The sequence below is a fragment of the Ensifer sesbaniae genome, from assembly GCF_013283665.1.
Classification (GTDB): Bacteria; Pseudomonadota; Alphaproteobacteria; order Rhizobiales; family Rhizobiaceae; genus Ensifer; species Ensifer sesbaniae.
Window position 1 is genome coordinate 2869295 of the sequence record NZ_JABEKU010000001.1, and the last position, 22955, is coordinate 2892249.

22 protein-coding genes, 1 pseudogene and 1 riboswitch are annotated in these 22955 nt (G+C 63.9%); of the genes and pseudogenes, 10 read left to right on the forward strand and 13 right to left on the reverse strand.

The features are described 5' to 3' along the window. Nucleotides 1-214 precede the first annotated feature (214 nt). On the forward strand, nucleotides 215-739 hold the full coding sequence (locus tag BHMPCIPO_RS13930; RefSeq protein WP_173517301.1) for a hypothetical protein: 525 nt from the start codon (nucleotides 215-217) through the stop codon (nucleotides 737-739). Nucleotides 740-857: 118 nt separating this feature from the next. Here the strand turns inward: BHMPCIPO_RS13930 and BHMPCIPO_RS13935 are convergent, their stop codons facing one another. After that, complete coding sequence (locus BHMPCIPO_RS13935; protein WP_173517302.1) at nucleotides 858-1442, reverse strand: cysteine hydrolase family protein; 585 nt, start codon at nucleotides 1440-1442, stop codon at nucleotides 858-860. 114 nt (nucleotides 1443-1556) lie between these two features. Between BHMPCIPO_RS13935 and BHMPCIPO_RS13940 the strand changes: the two genes are divergently transcribed. Next, nucleotides 1557-2000 (forward strand): Lrp/AsnC family transcriptional regulator, encoded by a 444-nt coding sequence (locus tag BHMPCIPO_RS13940; RefSeq protein ID WP_246304317.1) that lies wholly within the window; start codon nucleotides 1557-1559, stop codon nucleotides 1998-2000. Nucleotides 2001-2050: 50 nt separating this feature from the next. On the opposite strand, the gene BHMPCIPO_RS13945 is transcribed toward BHMPCIPO_RS13940, so the two are convergent. The 3 genes from BHMPCIPO_RS13945 to BHMPCIPO_RS13955 form a co-directional block, all read right to left on the reverse strand. Further along, on the reverse strand, nucleotides 2051-3595 hold the full coding sequence (locus BHMPCIPO_RS13945; protein WP_173517303.1) for a trimethylamine methyltransferase family protein: 1545 nt from the start codon (nucleotides 3593-3595) through the stop codon (nucleotides 2051-2053). A 252-nt stretch (nucleotides 3596-3847) separates the two neighbouring features. Then, nucleotides 3848-6295 (reverse strand): GcvT family protein, encoded by a 2448-nt coding sequence (locus tag BHMPCIPO_RS13950; protein ID WP_173517304.1) that lies wholly within the window; start codon nucleotides 6293-6295, stop codon nucleotides 3848-3850. Beyond that, entirely contained in the window at nucleotides 6292-8739 is a 2448-nt protein-coding gene (locus tag BHMPCIPO_RS13955; protein WP_173517305.1) for a GcvT family protein, read from the reverse strand. The genes BHMPCIPO_RS13950 and BHMPCIPO_RS13955 overlap by 4 nt, the downstream gene beginning before the upstream one ends. A gap of 124 nt (nucleotides 8740-8863) precedes the next feature. On the opposite strand from BHMPCIPO_RS13955, the gene BHMPCIPO_RS13960 reads away from it, so the two are divergent. Continuing rightward, nucleotides 8864-9736 (forward strand): LysR family transcriptional regulator, encoded by an 873-nt coding sequence (locus BHMPCIPO_RS13960; RefSeq protein ID WP_173517306.1) that lies wholly within the window; start codon nucleotides 8864-8866, stop codon nucleotides 9734-9736. Here BHMPCIPO_RS13960 and BHMPCIPO_RS13965 read toward each other — a convergent pair. The 3 genes and pseudogenes from BHMPCIPO_RS13965 to BHMPCIPO_RS13975 form a co-directional block, all read right to left on the reverse strand. Continuing rightward, nucleotides 9736-9909, reverse strand: a pseudogene (locus BHMPCIPO_RS13965) (alpha/beta-hydrolase family protein); the annotation flags it as partial. The gene BHMPCIPO_RS13960 and the pseudogene BHMPCIPO_RS13965 overlap by 1 nt on opposite strands. Then, complete coding sequence (locus tag BHMPCIPO_RS13970; RefSeq protein ID WP_173517307.1) at nucleotides 9905-11194, reverse strand: mechanosensitive ion channel family protein; 1290 nt, start codon at nucleotides 11192-11194, stop codon at nucleotides 9905-9907. The gene BHMPCIPO_RS13970 and the pseudogene BHMPCIPO_RS13965, both read right to left, overlap by 5 nt. A 220-nt stretch (nucleotides 11195-11414) precedes the next feature. Next, the gene (locus BHMPCIPO_RS13975) at nucleotides 11415-11873 is read right to left on the reverse strand and encodes an Lrp/AsnC family transcriptional regulator (RefSeq protein WP_173517308.1); all 459 of its coding nucleotides are present in this window, start codon (nucleotides 11871-11873) and stop codon (nucleotides 11415-11417) included. 126 nt (nucleotides 11874-11999) lie between these two features. Here BHMPCIPO_RS13975 and BHMPCIPO_RS13980 point away from each other — a divergent pair, with 126 nt between their 5' ends. After that, nucleotides 12000-13283, forward strand: coding sequence for a cystathionine gamma-synthase family protein (locus tag BHMPCIPO_RS13980; RefSeq protein ID WP_173517309.1), 1284 nt, complete (start codon nucleotides 12000-12002; stop codon nucleotides 13281-13283). An 81-nt stretch (nucleotides 13284-13364) separates the two neighbouring features. Here BHMPCIPO_RS13980 and BHMPCIPO_RS13985 read toward each other — a convergent pair whose 3' ends face one another. Next, nucleotides 13365-13736 (reverse strand): VOC family protein, encoded by a 372-nt coding sequence (locus tag BHMPCIPO_RS13985; protein WP_173517310.1) that lies wholly within the window; start codon nucleotides 13734-13736, stop codon nucleotides 13365-13367. A gap of 112 nt (nucleotides 13737-13848) precedes the next feature. Continuing rightward, nucleotides 13849-14454 (reverse strand): TetR/AcrR family transcriptional regulator, encoded by a 606-nt coding sequence (locus BHMPCIPO_RS13990; RefSeq protein WP_173517311.1) that lies wholly within the window; start codon nucleotides 14452-14454, stop codon nucleotides 13849-13851. Between the two features lie 82 nt (nucleotides 14455-14536). On the opposite strand from BHMPCIPO_RS13990, the gene BHMPCIPO_RS13995 reads away from it, so the two are divergent. After that, entirely contained in the window at nucleotides 14537-15331 is a 795-nt protein-coding gene (locus BHMPCIPO_RS13995; RefSeq protein ID WP_173517312.1) for a crotonase/enoyl-CoA hydratase family protein, read from the forward strand. A gap of 59 nt (nucleotides 15332-15390) precedes the next feature. Here BHMPCIPO_RS13995 and BHMPCIPO_RS14000 read toward each other — a convergent pair whose 3' ends face one another. Next, nucleotides 15391-15870 carry an anthrone oxygenase family protein gene (locus tag BHMPCIPO_RS14000; RefSeq protein ID WP_173517313.1) on the reverse strand — a complete coding sequence of 160 codons (480 nt, stop codon included), beginning with the start codon at nucleotides 15868-15870 and terminating at the stop codon, nucleotides 15391-15393. Then, nucleotides 15867-16697 (reverse strand): NAD(P)H-binding protein, encoded by an 831-nt coding sequence (locus BHMPCIPO_RS14005; RefSeq protein WP_173517314.1) that lies wholly within the window; start codon nucleotides 16695-16697, stop codon nucleotides 15867-15869. The genes BHMPCIPO_RS14000 and BHMPCIPO_RS14005 overlap by 4 nt, the downstream gene beginning before the upstream one ends. Nucleotides 16698-16795: 98 nt before the next feature. Between BHMPCIPO_RS14005 and BHMPCIPO_RS14010 the strand changes: the two genes are divergently transcribed. The 3 genes from BHMPCIPO_RS14010 (at nucleotide 16796) to BHMPCIPO_RS14020 (ending at nucleotide 18965) form a co-directional block, all read left to right on the forward strand. After that, nucleotides 16796-17488 (forward strand): TetR/AcrR family transcriptional regulator, encoded by a 693-nt coding sequence (locus BHMPCIPO_RS14010; RefSeq protein WP_173517315.1) that lies wholly within the window; start codon nucleotides 16796-16798, stop codon nucleotides 17486-17488. Continuing rightward, a riboswitch (cobalamin riboswitch) is annotated at nucleotides 17487-17750 on the forward strand. (Overlaps the previous gene by 2 nt.) 42 nt (nucleotides 17751-17792) lie before the next feature. Then, on the forward strand, nucleotides 17793-17969 hold the full coding sequence (locus BHMPCIPO_RS14015; RefSeq protein WP_173517316.1) for a CbtB domain-containing protein: 177 nt from the start codon (nucleotides 17793-17795) through the stop codon (nucleotides 17967-17969). 198 nt (nucleotides 17970-18167) lie between these two features. Further along, nucleotides 18168-18965: a CbtA family protein gene (locus BHMPCIPO_RS14020; RefSeq protein ID WP_173517317.1), complete on the forward strand. Its 798-nt coding sequence runs from the start codon at nucleotides 18168-18170 to the stop codon at nucleotides 18963-18965. 50 nt (nucleotides 18966-19015) lie between these two features. Here BHMPCIPO_RS14020 and BHMPCIPO_RS14025 read toward each other — a convergent pair whose 3' ends face one another. Both BHMPCIPO_RS14025 and BHMPCIPO_RS14030 read right to left on the reverse strand, forming a co-directional pair. Next, nucleotides 19016-19867, reverse strand: coding sequence for a (2Fe-2S)-binding protein (locus BHMPCIPO_RS14025; RefSeq protein ID WP_210266453.1), 852 nt, complete (start codon nucleotides 19865-19867; stop codon nucleotides 19016-19018). Further along, nucleotides 19864-21171 (reverse strand): glucoamylase family protein, encoded by a 1308-nt coding sequence (locus BHMPCIPO_RS14030; RefSeq protein WP_173517318.1) that lies wholly within the window; start codon nucleotides 21169-21171, stop codon nucleotides 19864-19866. Before BHMPCIPO_RS14030 ends, BHMPCIPO_RS14025 begins: the two co-directional genes overlap by 4 nt. Before the next feature lie 159 nt (nucleotides 21172-21330). On the opposite strand from BHMPCIPO_RS14030, the gene BHMPCIPO_RS14035 reads away from it, so the two are divergent. After that, nucleotides 21331-22125: a DUF1194 domain-containing protein gene (locus tag BHMPCIPO_RS14035; RefSeq protein ID WP_173517319.1), complete on the forward strand. Its 795-nt coding sequence runs from the start codon at nucleotides 21331-21333 to the stop codon at nucleotides 22123-22125. Nucleotides 22126-22214: 89 nt separating this feature from the next. Next, nucleotides 22215-22925, forward strand: a complete 711-nt coding sequence (locus BHMPCIPO_RS14040) for a GntR family transcriptional regulator (RefSeq protein ID WP_173517320.1) — start codon at nucleotides 22215-22217, stop codon at nucleotides 22923-22925. The last annotated feature ends 30 nt before the right edge of the window (nucleotides 22926-22955 follow it).

Consider the following 22955-nt stretch of genomic DNA (forward strand, 5'->3'; position numbering starts at 1 on the left):
GCTCTGTCCTCAGCCGAAACATGACCCATCCCTGGTTCACCGGAACCGGCGGCTGCTGCCTATAGTCGCGTGTCGTCAGCCGTCGGGCACCCTATATAAGTGTCGTCACGGCCTTGCCTCATCAGGGAAAGGCCGTCTAACGCTTTGATCGGCGGCATGGTTTCCCTCTTGCATCGAACCCGATTCAAGGAATGATGCGGTGAGGAGGATCTGGATGCTTTGGTTGATCGCGTTACCGCTGGGTCTTGTCGTTGTGTATCTGGCAACGCGCTTCAGCCGTTTTCGCCAATGGGCGGAACCGATCCTCTCGGTTGCCGTGGCAGTCGGCCTGCTCGTCGCCTTCATCATCTGGTTCGGCGATCGCGAGGACCGCAAGCCCGTAGCACCCGAGCCGACCCAGACGGCACAGCCCGCGAGCCTTACCGCCGCCGACATTGCACTGGATGGATTGACCTTCGAACAAAGCCAGCCGGAACGAAGCTTCCGGCTGCGCGGTACAGTGACGAACAAGGGTCGGATCCTGCTCGAATATTTCCGTCTCTCCGTCACGCTGGAAGATTGCCCTGGCGACGCCTGCCAGACGATCGGCGACGATGCGGCCCTGATTCTCGCCCGGGTGCCGGCCGGCCAGAGTCGGCCATTCGAGACCTTCCTCACCTTTCCGAACCGCGAAGGCCAGAGCCTGACGGCGCCGAAATGGACGACCGAGATCGTCGAGGTCCGCGGCACAAACCGGTGAACAGCGGTTCCGGTGCCCGGAATGCGACACAATTCCGGCGGAAACCACTTTCAGATTTTATCAGGAATCGCTTGTGAACAGCGCGCGCTCGGCGATTTCGACAGGAGAGTGGGATATTCTAGGCGGCGTCCGCACGGCGTAAGGCTTCGACGAAGGCAACCGTCGACGTCACCTCGGCGAACTCGGCGCGCAGGGTCGCGACATGGGCCCGGTGGATGTCCCGGGCAGCGATGATCGTTCCGTCTCCATCCGGCTGATCGAAGCAGTCGCACGCATCCTCGACGAGGATCATGCGGTAACCGAGATTGGCGCCGACGCGCACCGAGGTGGAGACACACATGTCGGTCGAAATGCCGAAGGTAACGACTGTATCGACGCCGAGACGTCGAAGCCTGAGGTCGAGATCGGTACCGATGAAGGCCGCGTTGACGCTCTTGGTGACGAGCGGTTCGCCGGCCTGTGGCTCGAAGCCGGGCCTGAAGGCATTGCCGGCTGCACCGGATCCAAGCGTCGAGCCTGGCATGACGCTGTCGTGGCGGACATGGATCACCGGCCGGCCGGCCGCGCGCCAGGCGGCAAGCAGGGTGAGACCGTTCCGGTCGATATCGGCGTTCCAGCGGCGCGGCCAGGGGGCACTGTCAAAAGCCTGTTGCATGTCGATCGGCAGCAGCACAGCATTGTCGGGCACGACTGGTATTTTCATGGCAAAGCTCCTTCGTTGCGAGAAGGAAGCTATCTGTCCTATCGTCCGGTTTCACTGGACAAGATGGCGCCACACCGGACAATTGTCCGGACTTGGCGCAAAAGGAGATACAATTTGACGGAACTCGACGACAAGGATCGGCTGCTGCTGGCAGCGCTTCGCCAGGATTCGCGCCAGAGCCTGGTAGCGCTCGCCCGTCACGCCGGCCTCTCGCGCAGCGGCGTGCACGAGCGTCTGCGGCGGCTCGAAGCCAAGGGCGTCGTCGCCGGCTACACGATCCGCCTCGGCGTCGAGGACAAGAACCCGACGGTCAGGGCGCTGGTCGCCATCTCGTTCCAGTCCGGCAAGAACTGCGACCATATCGTGCCGCATCTTTCCGCCATGCCGCCTGTCGTCACCTGCTGGTCGCTCGCCGGCGCCACCGACCTGATGGTGCTCGTCGAATGCGCCACGAACGGCGACCTCGACACGATCCGCCGGCAAATCTCCTTGATCCCGGGCGTCGCCACGGTGCAGACGCACGTGGCGCTCCGGACCCATTTCGACCGGCGGGATTAGGCGACCCCCTCCGCCGGAACCGGAGCGAGGATTGGGCCCCTCGACGAAGCTCAGCAGTAGATCTGGAACTTCTCCCGGATCATCAGGTCGATCTCCGGCGCGATCACCGAGGGTGCGGCTTCCGCCAGAATGCGGTTCTTCTTCTCGATCGCCTTTGCCACCAGATCCGGTCGGCCGATCTCCACCCATTCCTTCGGGCTCGTGCGGTCGGCGACGGCCGGATAGATGTATTCCGTCTGCATCAGCCCGAGCGTCTGCGGATGGCCGAGATAATGCCCGGGGCCATCGAGGCACACCGAGCGCATGGTGTCGAGCGAGACCGAATCCTCCGTCACGTCGATGCCGCGGATGCAGCGCTGGACCTGGCCGAGCAGGTCGTCGCCGAGAACGAGCGACTCAAGGCAGAAGCCGAGCAGCGAGGCATGCATGCCGACGGCCTCATAGACCATGTTGAGGCCCGAGAGCCCGGCCATGACGTTGGAGATCGCCTGCTCCCAGCCGGCCTGCATGTCCGGCAGCTTCGCGTCGGCAATGCCGGCGGCAGCCCCGCCCGGCAGGCGGTAGAACTGGTGCATCTGCGCGCAGCCGGCCGTCAGCAGCGCCTGTTCGCCGGAGCCGCCGGACATCGCCCCGGTGCGCAAGTCCGAGACGAAAGGCCAGGTGCCGAAGACCGCCGGGTGCCCCGGCGCCATGGCATTGACATAGACGACGCCCGCCAGGCATTCGGCGACCGCCTGCACGATCGCGGTCGCAAGCGGCGCCGGTGCGGTGGCCCCCGCCTGGCCGGCCGAGAGCAGCAGGATTGGCATGCCGGCGCGGATGCACTTCTCCATGGTGATGCAGCTTTCCTCCGCGAACTTCATCGGCGGAACGACGAAGCAGTTCGAGTTGGAAACGAAGGGCCGCGCCCGCCATTTGTCCTCGCCGCCGGCGATCATGTGAATGAGATCGAAGCAGCCATCGACATGCGATGGATCGGAGAAACTCGTGCCGACATGTTTCGTCGTTCCGGCGCAGCAGGCATAGAGCGTGTTGACGTCCATCAGGAAGTTGTCGGCCACATCCCGGCAAACCATGGCGCGCTGGAAGAAGTGCACGTTGTCGAGGTGATGCACGAGTTGCGCCGCGTTCAACAGGTCCTTGGCGGTGGATTCCCGATACTCGCGCTTCTCGACGTCGACGATATGCACCGCCGCACCCGCCGTGCCGTAATAGACGCGCGTGCCACTGAGCTCGAGATCCTGCTTCGGGTCGCGGGCATAGAGCGTGATGTCGCGCGCGGCGATCGAAAGCATGTCCTCGACCAGCGCGCGCGGAAAGCGGATGCGCCCGTCATCGCCGAGGATGGCGCCGGCGCCGGTCATGATCTCGATGCCCGATTTCGGTGCATTGGCAAGGCCGATCTGCTCCAGCGCGTCGAGGGCTGCCTCATGGATGCGTCTCACGCCGGCTTCCGTCAGTGGCTTGTACTGGCCGCCGGAAAGACCAGGACGAACCGGCCGGATGTTTTCGGCAAGTGGCGCGGCGCGCAGCGCCACCCGCGCCGCCCGCCCCCCGGACCGTCTCGAAGCCACAACTGCGCAATCGTCAGCCATCATCATCTCCCAATGGGGCGGGTGTGTTTTTCGCCCCTCATCCGCCTGCCGGCACCTTCTCCCCGTTTTGACGGGGAGAAGCGATTTGCCGCTCCCGCTCATCCCCTCTTCACCACTCAGGGAAAGAGCCCGTTATTCATTCAGATTGCCGCCTTGCCGTCCGGGTGGGCGGCCGACCCCGCGTCTCCTTCTCCCCGCCCGCGGGGAGAAGGTGGTCGGCAGGCCGGATGAGGGCAGCCACAAACTCTCGTCCTACATCCGCACCCGTTCCGCCCGCGGGTCGTACATCGGTTTCAGCGACGCCTCCGCCTTCACCCGCGTTCCGGCGATCTCGATCTCGAAGCGCGAACCGAGCACGTCGTCTGCGCTCTCGCCTTCCGAAGGCACGTAGCCGAGGCCGATCGCGCCGCCGAGGTGGTGGCCGTAGTTGCCTGAGGTGATCGTGCCGACGATCTTGCCGTCGCGAACGATCGCCTCGTTGTGAAAAAGAAGCGGCTCCGGATCGGCCAGCCGGAACTGCACCAGCCGCCGCGACAGCCCGCGATTGTGCTTGGCGAGCACCGCTTCGCGGCCGATGAAATCACCCTTGTCGGCTTTGACCGCGAAGCCGAGCCCGGCCTCGAGCACATGATCCTCGTCGGTGATGTCGTGACCGAAATGGCGGAAGGCCTTCTCGATCCGGCAGCTATCCAGCGTATGGATACCGCAGAGCTTCAGCCCCAGCCCCTCGCCCGCCGCTTCCAGCGCCTCGAAGACATGCGCCGTCTGGTCGGTCGAGACATAGAGCTCCCAACCGAGTTCGCCGACATAGGTGACGCGGTGCGCCCGGGCCAGCCCCATGCCGACCTCGATCTCGCGCGCCGTGCCGAAGGGATGGGCGGCATTCCCGAAATCGTTGGGGCTGACCTTCTGCATCAGTTCGCGCGCCTTCGGCCCCATGACGCAGAGCACGCTTTCGCCGGCGCTGACATCGGTGATCACCACGAACTCATCAGTGAGATGCTTGCGCAGCCAGGCAAGGTCGCGCTGCAAGGTGGCGCCGGGCACGACCAGCAGGAAGGCGGTTTCCGAAAGGCGCGTCACCGTCAGGTCGCTCTCGATGCCGCCGCGGGCGTTCAGCATCTGGGTATAGACGATCCGGCCGGGCTCGACATTCATCTCGTTGGCGCAGAGCCGCTGCAGGAACGAAAGCGCATCGCGCCCCTCCACCCGGATCTTGCCGAAGGAGGTCATGTCGAATAGGCCGACGCCATTGCGAACGGCGAGATGCTCGGCCTTCTGGTTCTCGAACCAGTTCTGCCGTTTCCACGAATATCGGTACTCGCGCTCCTGGCCTTCTTTCGCAAACCAGTTGGCCCGCTCCCAGCCGGCCACTTCGCCGAAGACGGCACCGCGGGCCTTCAGGTGCTCATGCAGCGGCGAACGCCGCACGCCGCGGGCCGTCGCCATCTGGCGATAGGGGAAATGGTCGGCATAGAGCAGGCCGAGCGTTTCCGAGATCCGATCCCTAAGGTAAGCGCGGTTCTTCTGGAATGGCTGCGCCCGGCGGATATCCACCTCCCAGAGATCGAAGGGCGGCTCGCCGTCGTTCATCCATTCAGCCAGCGCCATGCCGGCGCCGCCGGAGGAAACGATGCCAATCGAATTGTAGCCGGCCGCCACCCAGTAGCCCTTCACCTCAGGTGCCTCGCCGAGATAGTAGCGGTCGTCGGGGGTGAAGCTCTCCGGGCCGTTGAAGAAGGTATGGATGCCCGCCGTTTCCAGCATCGGCATGCGGTTGACCGCCATCTCCAGAATCGGCGCGAAGTGGTCGAAATCGTCAGGCAACTGGTCGAAGCAGAAGTCTTCGCGGATGCCCTCCATGCCCCACGGCTTGGCCTTCAGCTCAAAGGCACCGACCAGCATCTTGCCGGCATCCTCCTTGTAATAGGTGCACTCGTCCGGCACGCGCAGCACCGGCAGGCGCGTGAGGTTCGGGATCGCCTCGGTGACGATGTAGAAATGCTCGCAGGCGTGCAGCGGCACCGTGACGCCCGATTGCCGCGCGAACTCCCGTCCCCACATGCCGGCGCAGTTGACGACATGATCGGTCTCGATCGTATAGGTCTCGCCGTTCTGCTCGCAGGTAACGCCGGTCACCCGGCCATCCTTCTTCAGAACGGACGTCACCTTGACGCCTTCGATGATGGTCGCGCCGTTCTGGCGGGCACCCTTGGCCAGCGCCATGGCAATGTTGGCCGGGTCGCACTGGCCGTCGAGCGGCAGATGCACCGCCGCCTTCACATCAGACGTATTGAGGTGCGGATACATCGCCTTCACCTCGTCGGGCGTGATCTGGCGCACATCGACATTGAAGGCGCGCGCCAGCGAGGCCTGGCGATAGATCTCCTCCTTGCGTTCCTCCGTCAGCGCCACGGTGATCGAACCGTTCTGGCGCATGCCGGTGGAAATGCCGGTTTCGGCCTCGAGCTTGACGTAGAGGTCGGCCGAGTATTTCGCCAGCCGCGTCATGTTCTGCGAGGCGCGAAGCTGGCCGATCAGGCCGGCCGCATGCCAGGTCGTGCCCGAGGTCAGTTGCTTGCGCTCCAAGAGCACCACGTCGGTCCAGCCGAGCTTGGCCAGATGATAGGCGACCGAGCAGCCGGAAACGCCGCCGCCGATGATGACCGCACGAGCTTTCGAGGGAATGGGCTTCGTCATGCGCGCAGTCTTTCGTTGGAGGGATCCCAGAGCGGCTGATCCGCCTCGACCGTCGCCTTGAAACGGTCGCCGAAGATCTCGACCTCGATCTCCGTACCGGGCACGGCGAGATCGGCGCGCAGCATGCCGAGCGCGATCGACTTGCCAACGCGGTACCCCCAGTTGCCGGAGGTGGTCTCGCCGACCACCTGGCCGTCGGACCAGAGCGTCGACATGTAAGGCGCATCGCAGCCGTCGGCGGCAACCGTCAACATCACGAAGCGTTTGGAAACCCCCTGCTGTTTCTCGCGCTCCAGCGCCGCCTTGCCCTTGAAGCCCGGCTTCGACCAGTCGACGAAACGCTCGAGCCCGCCCTGCAGGACGGTGTAGTCGGTCGAAAGATCCCCCTTCCAGGCACGGTAGCCCTTCTCGATGCGCAGGCTGTCGAGCGCCTCCATGCCGAAGGGCCTGAGCCCGTGTTTCCGCCCGGCCGCCCACACCTCGTCGAAGATCGGGGCCGTATCCTCCACCTTCGTATGGATCTCCCAACCGAGTTCGCCGGCGAAGGAGACGCGCACGAGCTGGCAATAGCGCCCGGCGATCTCAGCCGTCTGATGCGTGAGCCAGCCCTTGGCAAGATCGGCGTCGCTGACTTCGGCGAGGATGGCGCGCGACTTCGGGCCGGTGAGGATCTGGCAGGAGAAGGACTTCGTCACGTCGTCGATGGCGAAGGCGGCATTGGCCGGTCGGTGCTTCATCAGCCACTCGAAATCATGCCATTGCGCCGTCGCCGCGGTGATCAGGAAGAAGAAGTCCTCGTCGATCATCATCACAGACATCTCGGTGACGATCCGGCCCTTGTCGTCGGCGAAATAGGCAAGACCGATGCGCCCGGGCTTCGGCACGCGACCGGTGATGAGGCTCGAAAGCCAGGCGGTCGCCCCCTCGCCCTTTACCCGGAAGCGCGAGAAGCCCGGCAGGTCGAGAATGCCGGCCGCATCGCGCACGGCCAGGCACTCCTCCTCGATGCGCTTGGCCCAGGGCCCTTCGCGCCCCCAGGTCTGCGTCGCACCTTCAGAGGTATCGTCTCCGGGCTTGGCGTACCACATGGCGCGTTCCCAGCCGTTATAGGGCTTGAACTGGGCGCCGAGCGCGGCGATCCGGTCGTGGATCGGCGAGAGTTTCTTGTCGCGCCCGGCCGGCCAGTAATGCTTCGGGAAATGCATCGCATATTCGTGGCCGTAGATTTCCATGCCCTTGGCGATGCAATAGTCCTGGTCGGTATAGTCGGTGTAGCGGCGCGGATCACAGGACCACATGTCCCATTCGGTCTGGCCCTCGGTGATCCATTCGGCCAGCACCTTGCCGGCGCCGCCCGCCTGGCAGATGCCGAAGGTGAAGACGCAGGCCTCGAACGCGTTCGGCACGCCCGGCATCGGGCCGATCAGCGGGTTGCCGTCGGGCGCATAGGGGATCGGGCCGTTGATGATGCGCGAGAGCCCCGCCGTGCCAAGGATCGGCACGCGCTCGACCGCGTCGTTCAGGTACCATTCCAGCCGGTCGAGGTCGTCGGGGAAGAGCTGGAAGGAGAAATCCTCCGGCATCGGATCGTCGGGCGTCACCCAATGGGCGCGGCAGTTGCGCTCATAGGGGCCGAGGTTCATGCCGTTCTTCTCCTGGCGGAGATAGTAGGAGCTGTCGACGTCACGCAAGAGCGGCAGCTTGTGCCCGACCTCCTTCGACCAGGCGGCAAGCTCCGGGATCTCGTCGAACAGGATATACTGATGGCTCATCACCATCATCGGCACGTCGCGGCCGAACATCTTGCCGACCTCGCGGGCATAATAGCCGGCGGCGTTGACGACATATTCTGAGCGAATCTCGCCCTGAGGCGTCGAAATCACCCACTCGTTGTTTTCGCGCCGCGCCCCGGTCACCGGACAGAAGCGGATGATCTTCGCACCCATGTCGCGCGCGCCCTTGGCCAGCGCCTGCGTCAGCTGCGCCGGATCGATGTCGCCGTCATAGGGATCATAGAGCGCGCCGGTTAGCTCGTGCGTTTCGAGGAACGGGTAGCGGGCGCGCATCTCGTCGGGCGAGAGGATGTCGAGATCCATGCCCTGATAACGCCCCATGCCGACGACGCGCTTGAACTCCTGCAGCCTCTCCTTGGAGTGGCCGAGCCGGATCGAGCCGGTGACGTGATAGTTCATCGGGTAATCGACGAGCGCGCCAAGGTCGCGATAGAGCGAGGCCGAATAGCGCTGCATGTTCATGATCGACCAGGAGGACGAGAAGGTCGGCACGTTGCCGGCCGCATGCCAGGTGGAACCCGCCGTCAACTCGTTCTTTTCCAGAAGCACGCAATCGGTCCAGCCCGCCTTGGCGAGATGGTAGAGCGAGGAAGCGCCCACCGCTCCCCCGCCGATGATCACGACACGCGCGTGCGACGGCAAATTCGACATCAACTGTTCCCTCGTTTTGGCGGAATTCTTGCCGGTGAAGCGAGGCGTCATCAAGCGAAGGAAACAGGCTTTATTGATCGACGAATTCGATTAGATTGGAGCGGCTGCAATCGGGGAGAATGGCATGCAGGTAGAGCTGATCGAAACCTTCCTCGACCTGATGGAGAGCCGCTCCTTCAACCGCACCGCCGAGCGGTTGAACATCACCCAGTCGACCGTCTCGCATCGGGTGAAGGCGCTCGAAGCCCAGTTCAACCGCAAGCTCTTCACCCGTAACAAGGGCGGCACGGTGCCGACGGCGGCGGGCCTGCGCTTCCTAGATTACGCAAAAGCCCTGCAAAACCAATGGCATGAGGCAACGCGTGCGGTCACCAATGCCGGGGCACTGGAACGCTCGATGCGCCTCGGTATCCAGCACGATCTGGCGGAGGCTTTCGCCGGCGAATGGATGGCGGCGATCCGCCGGGAAATGCCCGGCATCGAGGTCTATATGGAGGCCGACTACTCCAACCAGATGAACCGCGATCTCGGCGCCGGCAACCTCGACCTCGCGATCCTCTACACCCCCCACTACCTGCCCGATCTCTACTATGAACGGATCGGCGATCTGCATTACCTGCTCGTCAGTACCGAAGCGCACAGTCTCTCCGAAGTCCGCTCCGAGAGCTATATCCGCTCGAGCTATTCGCCGACCTTCGACCGTGCCCATCGCCTGGCCCTGCCACACCTTTCCGCGGCCCTCCTCTCCGCCGGCCAGAACATGGCAATCACCCGGCTGCTCGCAGCCCTCGGCGGCTCGGCCTATGTGACGGCGGCAACGGCGGAGCGGCTGGTTTCGGATGGATCTGCCGCGCGGGTACAGGACGCGCCCGTGATCCCGCAGACGGTCTACGCGGCCACCAGCCTTCGCACCCGCCACGCCCACCAGCATCGCAAGATCATCGCCGCAATGGGAGGGTTGCTCTCAACGTTACCGGTGCCGTCCGAGCCTCAATAGTGGCCGTAGCCGATCGGCGAGGTCGTCGCGAGCGCCATGTCGGCGAGCAGTTGGAACATGGTCGCGACCGGGAACCAGCGCAGCGCTGGAGAGACATCGGCCCCGCGCGGTGCCTTCATCCAGTCCGGTTCGCGGTAGAAGGAATGGGGATCGAAGAAGGTGATCGGGTCAGCCCCGGGTGACTTCTACGGGGGTCTTCATGATGATTTCGCGGTGCGGGAACGGGATCGAAATACCCGCCGCCTTGAACGCATCCCAAAGCGCGATCAGCACTTGGCCGCGAATGTTGGTCAGCCCGTTGCTCGGATCGGAAATCCAGAATCTGAGCTTGAAATCGAGCGACGATGCGCCGAAGCCGGTCATCCAGCAGACGGGCTCCGAGTGGCTGCTCGCAACCCGTGGGATCGATTTGGCCGTCGCGACGGCGATGCGCGCCACCTCGTGCGGATCGCTGTCATAGGAGGTGCCGAAACCGACGTCGATGCGGACGAAGTCGCTGGAGAAAGACCAGTTCACCACCTGCTGCGAAATGAAGTCCTCATTCGGAATGAGGTACTCCTTTCCGTCCCTGGTGATGACGGAGACGAAGCGGGAACGCAGGTCGCGCACGGAGCCGAAGGTATCGCCAAGCGTGATCGTGTCGCCCGGCTTTATCGATTTGTCGAGCAGGATGATGATGCCGGAGATGAAGTTGGAGACCACCTTCTGCAGACCGAAGCCGATACCGACGCCGACCGCCCCGGAAAAGACCGTCAGCGCCGTCAGATCGATGCCGGTTGCGGAGAGCGCGATCGCACCGGCAACGCCGATCAGCGCGATCTTGACCAGTTTGCTGATCAGCACCTTGAAGGAGGGCGTGAGATCCGCTGACCGCTGTATCCAGTGCGCCGAGACGTTGCCGATCAGCACCGCGAGCCAGATCAGGGCGGAAGAAAGCACGATCGCTTTCAGGACGAGCAGCAACGAAAGACGAACCGCGCCGAGATTGACGGCAACGCCATCGAGCGTCGTCAGGATCACGCGGTCCAATCCGACCGCGTAAAGAGCAAAATAGATCCAGCCCACGACAGCGGTAACACGCGCCAGCATCTGGTTGCGGATGATGCGCGTCAGGACCGAGATGACAAACCACGCCGCCGTCAATGTCAGCGCGGTCGACACCAGCCAGCGATAGGAGGGCCACCCGAAGCGCAAAATCATCCCGTCGGCGATCCACAGCCAAACGATCAGAAAGAGCCACCGCAGCCGCCGCATGAAGGCGATGATGACGCGCAGCAGATCCGGATTGCCCTTGATCATGCGGGCACGGGTTTCGACGAGCGGCTCTATTCGCTTTGCCAGCGCGCCGCAGATCAGGTAGCCGGCAACGATGATGGCAAGCTGATAATACGTCCATTCGTTCAACAGGACCGTCCGCAACCAGGAAGCGGCGGCGTCGAACGCTGCTACGAAATCCATCGTCTCTCTCCGAGAGAGCCAGACGTCCGACCGAGCGTATGAAGGACGCCCTAATCCCTTGAATCTAGGGCGTCCTTGACACTTTCAAAGCCGCCAGGCGCAGCCATTGCGACGGGACCCCTCGAGCTCGAATGCCCCGACAAGATCCGCCGTAACCGCAACACCATGGCAGAAGCTGCAGAAAGTCGAACGTCTTCAAAGATTTATTGCGGCATGGACGCTAGATCCGCCGCTCCTTGATCGTGTTCATGACGAAACTCGTCTCGATCGAGGCGACACATTTGAGCCGCGCGATCTTTTCCTTGATGAAGCGCTCGTAGTGCTCGAGCCCGGCGCTCATCACCTTCAGCACATAATCGCGCGAGCCGGTGACCAGATGGCATTCGAGCACCTCGTCCCAGCCGCGCACCGCCTCCTCGAACATGACGATCTCGTCCTCGTGCTGGCGGCTGAGCCTGACGGTGGCGATCGCGGTCATCATCCAGCCGTCGATCGACGGATCGATCAGCGCTGTATAGCCCCTGATGACGCCGGTTTCTTCCAGCCGCCGCAACCGGCGCAGGCAGGGCGAAGCCGAGAGCCCCACGCGCTCGGCAAGCTCGTTATTGGTGAGGCGGGCATCGGCAACAAGCTCCTTCAAAATCCTGCGATCCGTCTCGTCGGCAATTTTCTGCGCCATATCTTTTCTTTCCAGCCAAATCTTTGCTCAACTCAAGGCGATCCGGCCGGAAATAGCAAGGATTGGTCCAAGCATCTGATATAATTTGCCAGTCAGTCGAGTCCGCTTCCCTTCAGGAGACAAGTCATGACCGCACCGCATCCCTCCAAGACCCACATCGGAAACCACAAGCTGCATCCCGAAACGCTGATGCTGAACTATGGCTACGATCCGGAACTGTCGGAGGGCGCCGTCAAGCCGCCGGTATTCCTGACCTCGACCTTCGTCTTCCGCTCGGCCGAAGAGGGCCGCGACTTCTTCGATTTCGTCTCCGGCCGCCGCGAGCCACCCGCCGGTGTTGGCGCCGGCCTCGTCTATTCGCGCTTCAACCATCCGAACAGCGAGATCGTCGAAGACCGGCTCGCCGTCTACGAGCGCACCGAAAGCGGCGCGCTGTTTTCTTCCGGCATGTCGGCGATCGCCACCACCCTGCTCGCCTTCGTCAAGCCGGGCGACGCGGTGCTGCACAGCCAGCCGCTCTATGGCGGCACTGAGACGCTGCTTGCCAAGACCTTCCTCAATCTCGGTGTTTCAGCCGTCGGCTTTGCCGATGGCGTCAACGAAGCTGCGGTGATGGCAGCCGCTGAAGAGGCAATCGCAAAGGGCCGCGTCTCGGTGATTCTCGTGGAAACGCCGGCAAACCCGACGAACAGCCTCGTCGACGTCGCCATGATCCGCCGCGTCGCCGATGCGATCGGCAAGAAGCAGGGGCATACCCCTATCGTCGCCTGCGACAACACACTGCTCGGCCCGGTCTTCCAGCGGCCGATCGAGCATGGCGCCGACATCTCGCTTTATTCGCTCACCAAATATGTCGGCGGCCATTCCGATCTGATCGCCGGTGCCGTCCTCGGCCCGAAGGCGATCATAAAACAGGTGAAGGCGCTGCGCGGCGCGATCGGCACCCAGCTCGACCCGCATTCCTGCTGGATGCTCGGCCGCTCGCTGGAGACGCTGTCGGTGCGCATGCAGAAGGCCGACGACAATGCCCGCATCGTCGCCGAATTCCTGCGCGAGCACCCGAAGGTCGAGCGCATCCACTACCTGCCCTTCCACGACGAGAACTCGCCCGTCGGCCGTACCTTCAAGGCGCAATGCACCGGCGCCGGCTCGACCTTCTCCTTCGACATCACTGGCGGCCAGGAGGCAGCCTTCCGCTTCCTCAATGCGCTGCAGATCTTCAAGCTTGCGGTCAGCCTCGGCGGCACGGAATCGCTTGCCAGCCACCCGGCGGCCATGACCCATTCCGGTGTACCGATCGACGTGCGCCACCGCATCGGCGTGCTGGAATCGACCATCCGCCTGTCTATCGGCATCGAGCACCCGGATGATCTCGTCGCCGATCTCGCCAACGCCCTGTCGCTCGCCTGATAGCGATCGCGCGCCGCCGGTTCAGCCGGCGGCTCCCTCGCGGATCATTTGAGACGGCGCAATTCCGGGCGGAAAACCGTTTCACACTTTTCCTGGAATTGCTTGATGCGAGAGAGTGTTGACGATGTTACCGAAGGGGTCGCGCATGAAGAAACGGCGCACGCCCCAGGGCTCGTTGGTGATGTCGTAGACGATCTCCGCGCCTGCCGCCTTGGCGCGCGCGTAGGTCTGGTCGACATCGTCGACTTCGATCGAAAGCACGGGCACCGGCGTATCGTTGCCGCCCTCGCTGGCGATGCTCACCTGCGGCATCGCGGCCTTGCCCTTGGCGGCAAAGGTCAGGATCCAGCCATGATCCATCACCACGTCCAGTTCCAGCAGGTCGCCATAGAAGGCGCGCGCCACCTGCGGGTCCGGGGCGTAGACGTTCGAGACGATCCGCTTGACGGTCATGGTTTTCCCTTTCTGGCGGCGCGCCAACATCCACAGATTGTTCTGCCGTTGATGATGCAGCCTATATTGCCCGCCAATTGCGCCCGCTTGAAGCGGAAATCGCCTCTCGCCCCTACAGCGCCGACAACGCCCTTGAGTTGGCGCGGGCAAGCGCCACTCGCACCAGTGAGGCAGCCGCCTTGCCGGCTGCCTCCATGTAGCCGGCATCACGATGCAGCAGCACCACGGCAAAGCTGCCGTCGAGAAGCAGCAGGATCTGTTTCGCCAGCAGGGCGGGTTCGGACGCCCCGGCATCGGCGAGGGTCTCGGCCATCCACGCCTCGAACTTCTTCTTGTGAGCCGCACCGATACGGATCGCCGGATGCCCCGGCATGTTGGCAAGTTCGGCGGAGGTACGCAGGAAGCCGCAACCTTTCCACTTCGGATGGCGCGCCGCCCGCGCCAGGTTGACGAAGATCGCGTCAACCTTCGCCGCCAGTTCGCCGTCGGCCTCGGCGAACCATTTCTGGAAGAGTTTCAGGTTCGGCTGGTCTCGGCCTTCGAGATAGGCCGCGATCAGCTCGTCCTTGCTTTCGAAATGGTAGTAGAGCGTGCGTTTCGTTACCCCCGCCGCTTCGGCCACCGCATCGACGCCGACGGCACGGATGCCCTCGCCATAAAAGAGCTTTGCCGCGGCGGCGACGATCACATCCCGGGTCGACTTCTCTGCTTTCGCCATCACGATGTATACCGACTAGTGAATATACATGACATCATCCCTCACCTAGCCTCCCCGCGTCAACCTTTGCCGGAGAGCAACGATGTCCAATACCGTGCTGATGCAGATTTCCGAGGGCATTGCCCTCCTCACGCTCAACCGCCCGCAGAAGCTCAACGCGCTGAACTACGAGCTGATCGACTGGCTTCTCACCCTTCTCGACACGATCGAGGTAAACGATAATGTCGGCGCCGTGATCATCATCGGCGCTGGCGACCGCGCCTTTTCCGCCGGCGGCGATATTCATGAGTTTTCCGAAAGCGTGGCCAAGGGCGTGAACCCCGCCGTGCGCGATTTCGTCCGCCGTGGCCAGGGGCTGACGGCCCGGCTCGAAGCCTTTCCAAAACCGGTCATCGCCGCCGTCAACGGCATCGCCTATGGCGGCGGCTGCGAGATCACCGAGGCCGTGCATCTGGCCATCGCCAGCGACAGGGCGCGCTTCGCCAAGCCCGAGATCAAGCTCGGCATGCCGCCGACCTTCGGCGGCACCCAGCGCCTGCCGCGCCTTGCCGGTCGCAAGCGCGCGCTCGAACTCTTGTTGACGGGCGAGGATTTCTCGCCCGAGCACGCACTGGAGATGGGGCTCATCAACCGGGTCGTCGCCCATGACGCGCTGATCCCTGCGGCCCGTGACCTGGCCAGGCGCATCATGGGCTATTCGCCACTTGCCGTTCGCTCGATCATCACCGCCGTTACCCGCGGCCTCAACATGTCGATCGCGGAGGGGCTGCTGGTCGAGAGCGAACAGTTCGCCCAGATGGTCCCGACCGACGATCTCTCGGATGCGCTTGCCGCCTGGAAGGGACGACGCATCCACGAAGACGGCCCGATACGCTGAGCGTCTCGGCAGCACGGCAAAACGGCGGCAAGGTGCGAAGGCCTTGCCGCCGCCATCTGTCAGGCGCGGGCGAAGCCGAGAATGAAGAGCGCCAGCGCGCCGATCGAGGCGACGGTGCGCACGTGGTTCCACCAGACCCAGTCGATGAGATAGCGCTGCTGCCAGAGATCGGTCGCGGCCTGGCCGGGTACCGCAGCGGCAAGCGCATCGTTCATCGGCACGTTGAAGATGATCGTGACCAGCAGCACGCCAACGGCATAGACGAGGCCGCCTGCCGCGAGCAGCCATCCGCCTTCACCGTCCGAGAGGAGGGCCATGATCACCAGCGCCAGTCCGATCAGCGCCGTGCCCATGAAGGCGCTGAGGAAGAACGGGTTCTGGATGACGTCATTGATTGCGTTCATCGCGGCGATCCCCTGCTCCGGCGGCAGCCGCGACAGGGCCTGCATGATGCAGACCGAGAAGATGAAGAACAGGCCGGCCATCAGGCCGGAACCGATGGCGGCGATGAAGGCCAAAGCGGGGATCAGCGAGATCATGCGGCGACACTCCAGACACCGGTTGCTGCGGTCTCCCGGGCGTAAGTTGCAAAGTCACGCGGCCGCCGCATAAGCAGGTGCTCGATATCGGACGTCAGGCTGGAATTGCGCCCATCGAGCACGGACGAGAAGAGATAGCGGATGAGTTCGACGTAGTCATCCGGCAGCCCCTCGGCTCGCATCTGCGCCACGAAATCGGCAAGCGGCACGGACTGGTAACCGATGGGACGCCCCGATGCCGCGGCGATCTCCGCGACGGCCTCGGCGAAGGTCAGCAGCCGCGGCCCGGTCAGTTCATAGATCTTGCCGACATGCGCGTCGTCGAGGAGCGCAAGGACGGCGACATCGGCAATGTCATCGGCGCTGACAAACGGTTCGGTGACCGCGTCCGGCGGCAGGTAGACCATGCCGCTGCGAACCGCATCCCTCAGGAAGGCTTCGCTGAAATTCTCGAAGAACCAGCTGGCGCGAATGATCGTCCAGTCGGCGCCCGAGGCCTGCAATTCGCGTTCGGCCGCCTGCGCCGCATCCTCGCCGCGCCCCGAAAGCAGCACGAGCCGCTCGATGCCGGAACGGACCGCAAGCGCGGAAAAGCGGCGGATCGCCTCGACTGCACCAGGCACGGCGAGATCCGGCTGATAGCTGACATAGACACGCTCGACATTCTCGAGCACCGGGGCCCAGGTCGTCTCGTCGTTCCAGTCGAAGGACGTCTCGGCCGAGCGCGCCCCGACGCGCACCGCGACGCCCTTGGCGCGCAGCCGCTCCGCGATGCGACGCCCCGTCTTGCCCGTACCACCCAGCACCAACGTAACCTTGCCAGACATGACTTTTCTCCCGATTCAAAACATGAGCAACCCTCACATTTGCAAATGTGATAAATCCTCGTATTTTGAGAGTCAAGACAAAAATGTGAGGATCACTCATGATTGAGCCGACAGGCACCCTGCCGATTGCAGGCGAGGACGACACCGCGCTCCGCCGCACGCCCAGCCAGAAGCGCAGCCGGGAGCGCGTCGAGCACATCCTCACCTGCGCCTCCACGCTCATCGCCGAGAAGGGCAGCGATGCCATGCGCATGAGCGAAGTGGCGGAAAAGGCAGGGATTTCGATCGGATCGCTGTATCAGTATTTCCCGGACAAGGCGGCGATCGTGCGCACGCTCGCCGAGCGCTACAACGCCTATTCCCGCGAATGCATCGAGGGCGAATTCGCCAAGGTGACGTCGATGGCAGAACTGCGCGACGCCTTCGGCGCGCTCTTCGATACCTATTACGACATGTTCCTCGCCGAACCGGTGATGCGCGACATCTGGTCGGCGATGCAGGCCGACAAGACACTGAGGCAGATCGAACTGGAAGAAAGCCGCATGACCGGCCGTCTGCTCGGCGATGTCCTTGCCCGGCTCCAGCCGCAACGCCCACGCGCGGCGATCGACGAAGCCGCGTTCCTGATCATGTATCTCGGCGAATGCACGATGCGGCTCGCCATCTCGGTCGACCGCGCCGAGGGCGGCCGCATCGTCGAGGCCTACAAGCAGATGATCCTTCGCGATTTTGTCGCTGATGAAGCGGCCGGCGGCGCAAGGTCAATTGACAACGCCATGACACGCTCATAATCATCAGCGATCGATTGGTTCCCGAGACGCGAACGTGTGTCGGGAGTAAACGGGAACGTGACGGATGGACCCAAGCTGGGCATTCAAATCACGGCCGACCCCGCGACTGTAGAGCGACGTCGATCTTGCCGTTCCGGAGCGATCCGGGAGAAGCCACTGGAAGAGACCGCGAGAGGGTGGTCGGACTGGGAAGGCGAGGCAGATCCCGGGCATTGCGCCCAGCGCCGTGAGCCAGGAAACCTGCCACTCGATACGGGCATAGGGCCCACACCGGGAATTTCCCGATGCCATCACGGAGGTTGTCATGGCTACGTCTACCATTTCGAGCACCCCGCTCTCCCTCAGCGATCGTCTGACCGCTGGCGTCATCGCGCTTCTCATCGGCGCATTCCTCGTCTTCGGCGCCGGCCTTGCAAACTCGGCCGTGCTGCACGACACCGCGCACGACACCCGCCATTCCTACGGTTTCCCCTGCCACTAAACAGATGCCTCGGAACGTAGCTAACGTTCCGCATCGAAGTGTCTGCGGACCTGAACGCATCCGGCCTGTGCCGGATGTGGGTGTTTGTGCATGCCGGATCGTCCGGCGCACAAGGGCCGTCCGCATGGCAGAAAGAACGGAAAGGCCTGCAAACCACGCCAGCGTGCGTGGCTTTTGTCGTTATCGAGGGAATTCAAGATGATTGTCAGAACGCTTCTGGCCGCGATCGTGGCCGGACTGATTGCCGGTGTCTTCATGACCGGCGCCCAGGAACTCAGGGTTACGCCGCTGATCCTGCATGCAGAACAATTCGAAGGCGAGGCTCCGGCCACTACCGAGCAGCCCACCGGCCAGCCGGGGGCGGCGCAGCCGGCCGCAGAGGGGCACGACCAGCATTCGTCGCTGAAGGCGGTCTCGCCGCTCGGCGCCGTGCTCGATGCGCTGTCGCCGATCACGCCGGCCTATGCGCATGAAGGCGAACACGAGGAAGGCGGCATCATGTTCGGCCTGAGCCGCTTCTCGGGCACGCTGATGGCGAACCTCGTCACCGGCTCCGGCTTCGGCCTGCTGCTGGCCGGCGTCAGCCTGGTGATCGGCTATCCGATCACGCTGAGGAACGGTGCGCTCTGGGGCGCCTGCGGCTGGCTGGCGGTGCACATGTTGCCGGCGATCGGCCTGCCGCCGGAATTGCCGGGCTTCCCGGCCGCCGAGCTCGGCGATCGCCAGGCTTGGTGGCTGGCAACCGCCGCCCTCTCAGCCGTCGGCCTCTATCTCGTCGTCCTGCGCGAGGAGATCGTCGCAAAGGTCGTCGGCCTCGCGCTGATCGCCGCGCCGCATGTCTACGGCGCACCGCAGCCGCTCGACATCTCCAGCAATGTCCCGGCCGTGCTCGGTGCCGAATTTGCCGTTGCCGCCCTCGCCACCACGCTTGCCTTCTGGATCGTGCTCGGCGTCGTTTCCGGCTTCGTCAACGAGCGTTTCGCCAAGGCGAACTGATCCGGCCGATCCCGTGCTCATGGGAGCCTGAACAAGCAGGCGGCGGGGGTTCAGCCCCCGCCGTTTTGCATGAGATGGGCTGCCAGCCGTTGGCGACGATCGTCCGGTTCGAGCAGCACGCAGGTGTCGCAGAAGCTGCCGCCTTCCGTTCGGAAATAGAGGCAGCAGCCGCTGCGTATCCGGTACTGGCGCGACAGCCGCTCGCTGCTTGCCGGATCGATAGCCGAGATCTCCTCGTAGCAGAGTTCTTCCGAGAACAGCGGCGACCCCGGCCTTCTGACGATTGCCAGCGCCTCGGCCATGCCGCGCGCCTCGTCGCCGATCGCCCGTCCGATCTCCAGGAAGGCGCCGGCAAGCGAGTCCGCCGCCAGCCGCCACTGCGCTCCGGAGGAAAGCCCCGTCCGCCGTTTCAAGACGGCGACGACCGGCGCCAGATGGGCGGTGAAGCCGCGCTCGAAAGCATTGCCGCCTTCGCTCTCCTGCGGCACCGCCGTCAGCCGATCAAGATGGAAGTGATAGCGCTTGCCGGCAATCTCCCGCCCCTCATGCAGCCGAACCCAGTCCTCGAAGCAAATGCCGGCGATTTCTGCGTGAAGCCCCGCGCCGAGATAGAACGCGCCGAGAACCACACTCAGTTGCCGGCTATAAAAGGCGATCAGATGCGCCGCCCGGATTCGGTCCGTCATGCCGATTGCGAAAAAGTCCTGATAGGCAAGGCCCTGCTCGACCCCTGCCCCGCCCATGGCCCAGAAGGCTTCCGGCGCACTGAAGGCGCTTTCGCCCACATCGAGCGAAACGCCGGCGTCAGGAAACTGCGCGCGCAACCGCTCGACCACCGCCGGCACCTGCGGCGGATATTTCCCTGCAGTTTCCGCTGTCTGCCGGCGCTCATCCAAATTCATGCCGTCTCCGTCGCCAGCCAGCCACCCTCAAACTCCGCGCGTTCGAGCCCGCGCCGGATCGCCGGCAGGCTGCGTGTCAGCTCCCAGACGAAGCCGTTTCGCCAGTTCTCGATCATCATCACGACGAGCCCCTGGTCAAGACCGACGACGCGCTCATCGATCCAGCCTTCCGGCCCATCGCCGGCAAGGCTCGGATTGAAGCCGCCCGGAAGGCGCCCCTCTTTCAGAAGTCCGGGATAGCTGGCCTTAATATGACCGAGTGCCGCGCGTGATGCGTCCGGATCGAAAGGCAGGCAGGCGGACGCCGCCCAGGGCACGAGCGTGCCGTCGTCCAGCCCGAACGGCGCGCCCCGGTTGACGTAGCCGAAAAGCCGCTGCCAGCGTCCGTCCGCAAGGCGCAGCCGACCGCGCGGCGCGTGACAGGCACTGAGCCCCCAGAGCTGTTCGCCATAGCCGGCGAAGCGGCCTGAATTCCGGCGCGCATGGTCGCGCTGCAACGCAATGGCGCGCCGGGTGTTCGCGAAATAGTCCGTCCCCCTCTCCCGCATCGGCCGATCGCCGACCGCGCGAAGATCGAGCCATGCCTGCGGGAACAGGTGGATGAAAAGCGGCGCCGCATGGAGATGCGGCTCCCCGTCAACCGGGATCCAGTCATAGCCCTCGGTGAAGGCATCGTAGTGCTCGGGTCCGATGGCTTGATCCGTTGCCCCAAGCGCCAGCACATAGAGCAGCAGCGCCTCGCTATATCCCCGCCAGCGATGTTTCAGAAACCGGCCAGGCGGGCGCCAGCCCATCGTCAGTGTGTCACTCCGGGCCAACGCCCAGCGCCAGTCGACGCGCGCATAGAGCCTTTCGGCAAGGCTTCGGATCTCGCCTTCAACCGCGTCCTCGCCGGAGAAATAGGCGGAAGCCGTCAGGCATCCGGCGATCAGCAGCGCCGTGTCGACGGTCGAGAGCTCGCTGCGCCAGGTCCGCTCGCCGGTCCGCATATCGAGGAAGTGATAGTAGAAGCCGCGATAGCCGCTCGCCCGCTGGTCGCGGGACTGCGGGCTCTCGCCAAGGAAACGCAGCACGGTCAATACCCGCCTGCTTGCCTCGCGGCGCGAAATCCAGCCGCGCTCGACGCCGATGGGATAGCAGGAAAGGCCAAAACCCGTCGCCGCGATGCTCGAGGGCGCGCCGGGAAGCGACGTGTCCGCGATCAGCCCGGTGGCCGGATCGGCATGATCGAGAAAATACCCGAACGCCGCCCGCTGCAGGTTATCGATCTGAAATGGCTCGGCATTTTCCGTCGGTGTCAGCATTCCGCCTTTCCAGCCCCGTCCCCGGCGCGCAGGCATTTCCGGGCAAGCCCCCGGCAAAATCACTCTTTGTTGAAGGGCAACTACACCCAAATGGTCGCCGAATGCCAATCCTGTGTTACATTCTTCTAATCTGACCGCGCGCAATGACTGGTTGAAGCGATGTTGAGCGTGTTGGCGTTGTTTCTCTCATTGAGTGGCGGCCCGAGTCCATCGACCGCCGCGTCGACGGATGTCGATGTCGAATTGATCCTGGCCGTCGACATGTCCGGCTCGATGGATCTGGATGAGGCGCGCATCCAGCGCGCCGGTTACGTCGAGGCGCTCCGGCACCGCGACTTCCTCGATGCCGTCGCAAGCGGGCAACTGGGCAAGATCGCCATCGGCTATTTCGAATGGGCCGGTACGGTTAACGAATCCTCCGTCGTCGCCTGGCAAGTGATCTCCACCGCCGCCGACGCCGATGCCTTTGCCAAGCGGATCGAGGCGCGTCCGGTCGGCACCCGGCGCGGCACGTCGATCTCGAACGCAATCACCTACGGTACGGCGCTGATCGATTCGAACGCCTACAACGGCATACGCCGGGTGATCGACGTCTCCGGCGATGGCCCGAACAATATCGGCCCGCCGGTCATTCCGGCCCGCGAGACGGCGGTCGCCCGCGGCATCACCATCAACGGGCTTGCGATCCTCATCCGCCCCTCGGTCTCGACCGGCCCGCTCGACCAGTATTATGCCGAATGCGTCATCGGCGGCCCCGGGTCCTTCGTGCTGCCGGTACACGAGCCGGAAGATTTTTCCATCGCCATCCGCCAGAAGCTCGTGCTCGAAGTGAGCGGGCTGCCGCCACCGCCAACCGTGCGATATGTCGATGCCTTCCCGGCGCCCGATTGCCTGATCGGCGAGAAACTCCGGCCCGGCTTCCTCGACCGCGTCTATCCCGAACTCGACAAGTAGCCTTCGGCGCGCAACCCATGCGCGACAGATTGTCGTTTCCCTTCGCCCCGCCCGACGATAAGATGAGCCATTGCTTCGCGGATCGATTCATGTCCTTGACCACTACGCCCCCACCGGCCGAGATGGCCACCGACACCGGCAGCCAGCATATCCGCGATACCTTGCGCGATGCGATCGTCGAACGGCGGCTTGCCCCTGGCACCAAGCTTTCGGAAAGCGATGTCGGCGAACTCTTCAATGTCAGCCGCACGCTGGTGCGCGCAGCCCTTCAAGCGCTTTCCTATGAGGGCCTCGTCAATGTCGAGAAGAACCGTGGCGCCTTCGTCGCCCATCCCTCGATCGACGAGGCACGCCAGATCTTCGCAACCCGCCGGCTGATCGAGCCCGGTATCGTGCGCGCCGCAGCGGCGAATATCGGCAAGACCGAGCTCGCAGAGCTCCGGTGCATGCTTGCTGCCGAACAGCGGCTGACCGAACAACGCGGCCAATCGGCCAGGCGCGCCGAGATCAAGGCCTCGGGCGACTTTCACCTGGCGCTCGCCGACCTCAGCGGCAACGCCATTCTCCGCCGCTTCATGGACGAGCTCATCGCCCGTTCCTCGCTGGTCATCGCGCTCTACGGCCAGTCGACCGTTTCGAGCTGCGGCCACAGCGAACACGACGAGATCGTCAACGCGCTGGAACGCGGCGACATCGACGCGGCCGCCAGACTGATGGTCCATCATATCGACCACATCGAAGCCGACCTCGACCTTCGCACCCACAAATCGACCGACCTCAAGGCGGCACTCGAACTTTAGAATCCGCTCCCGCGCTCCGGGAATCACAAA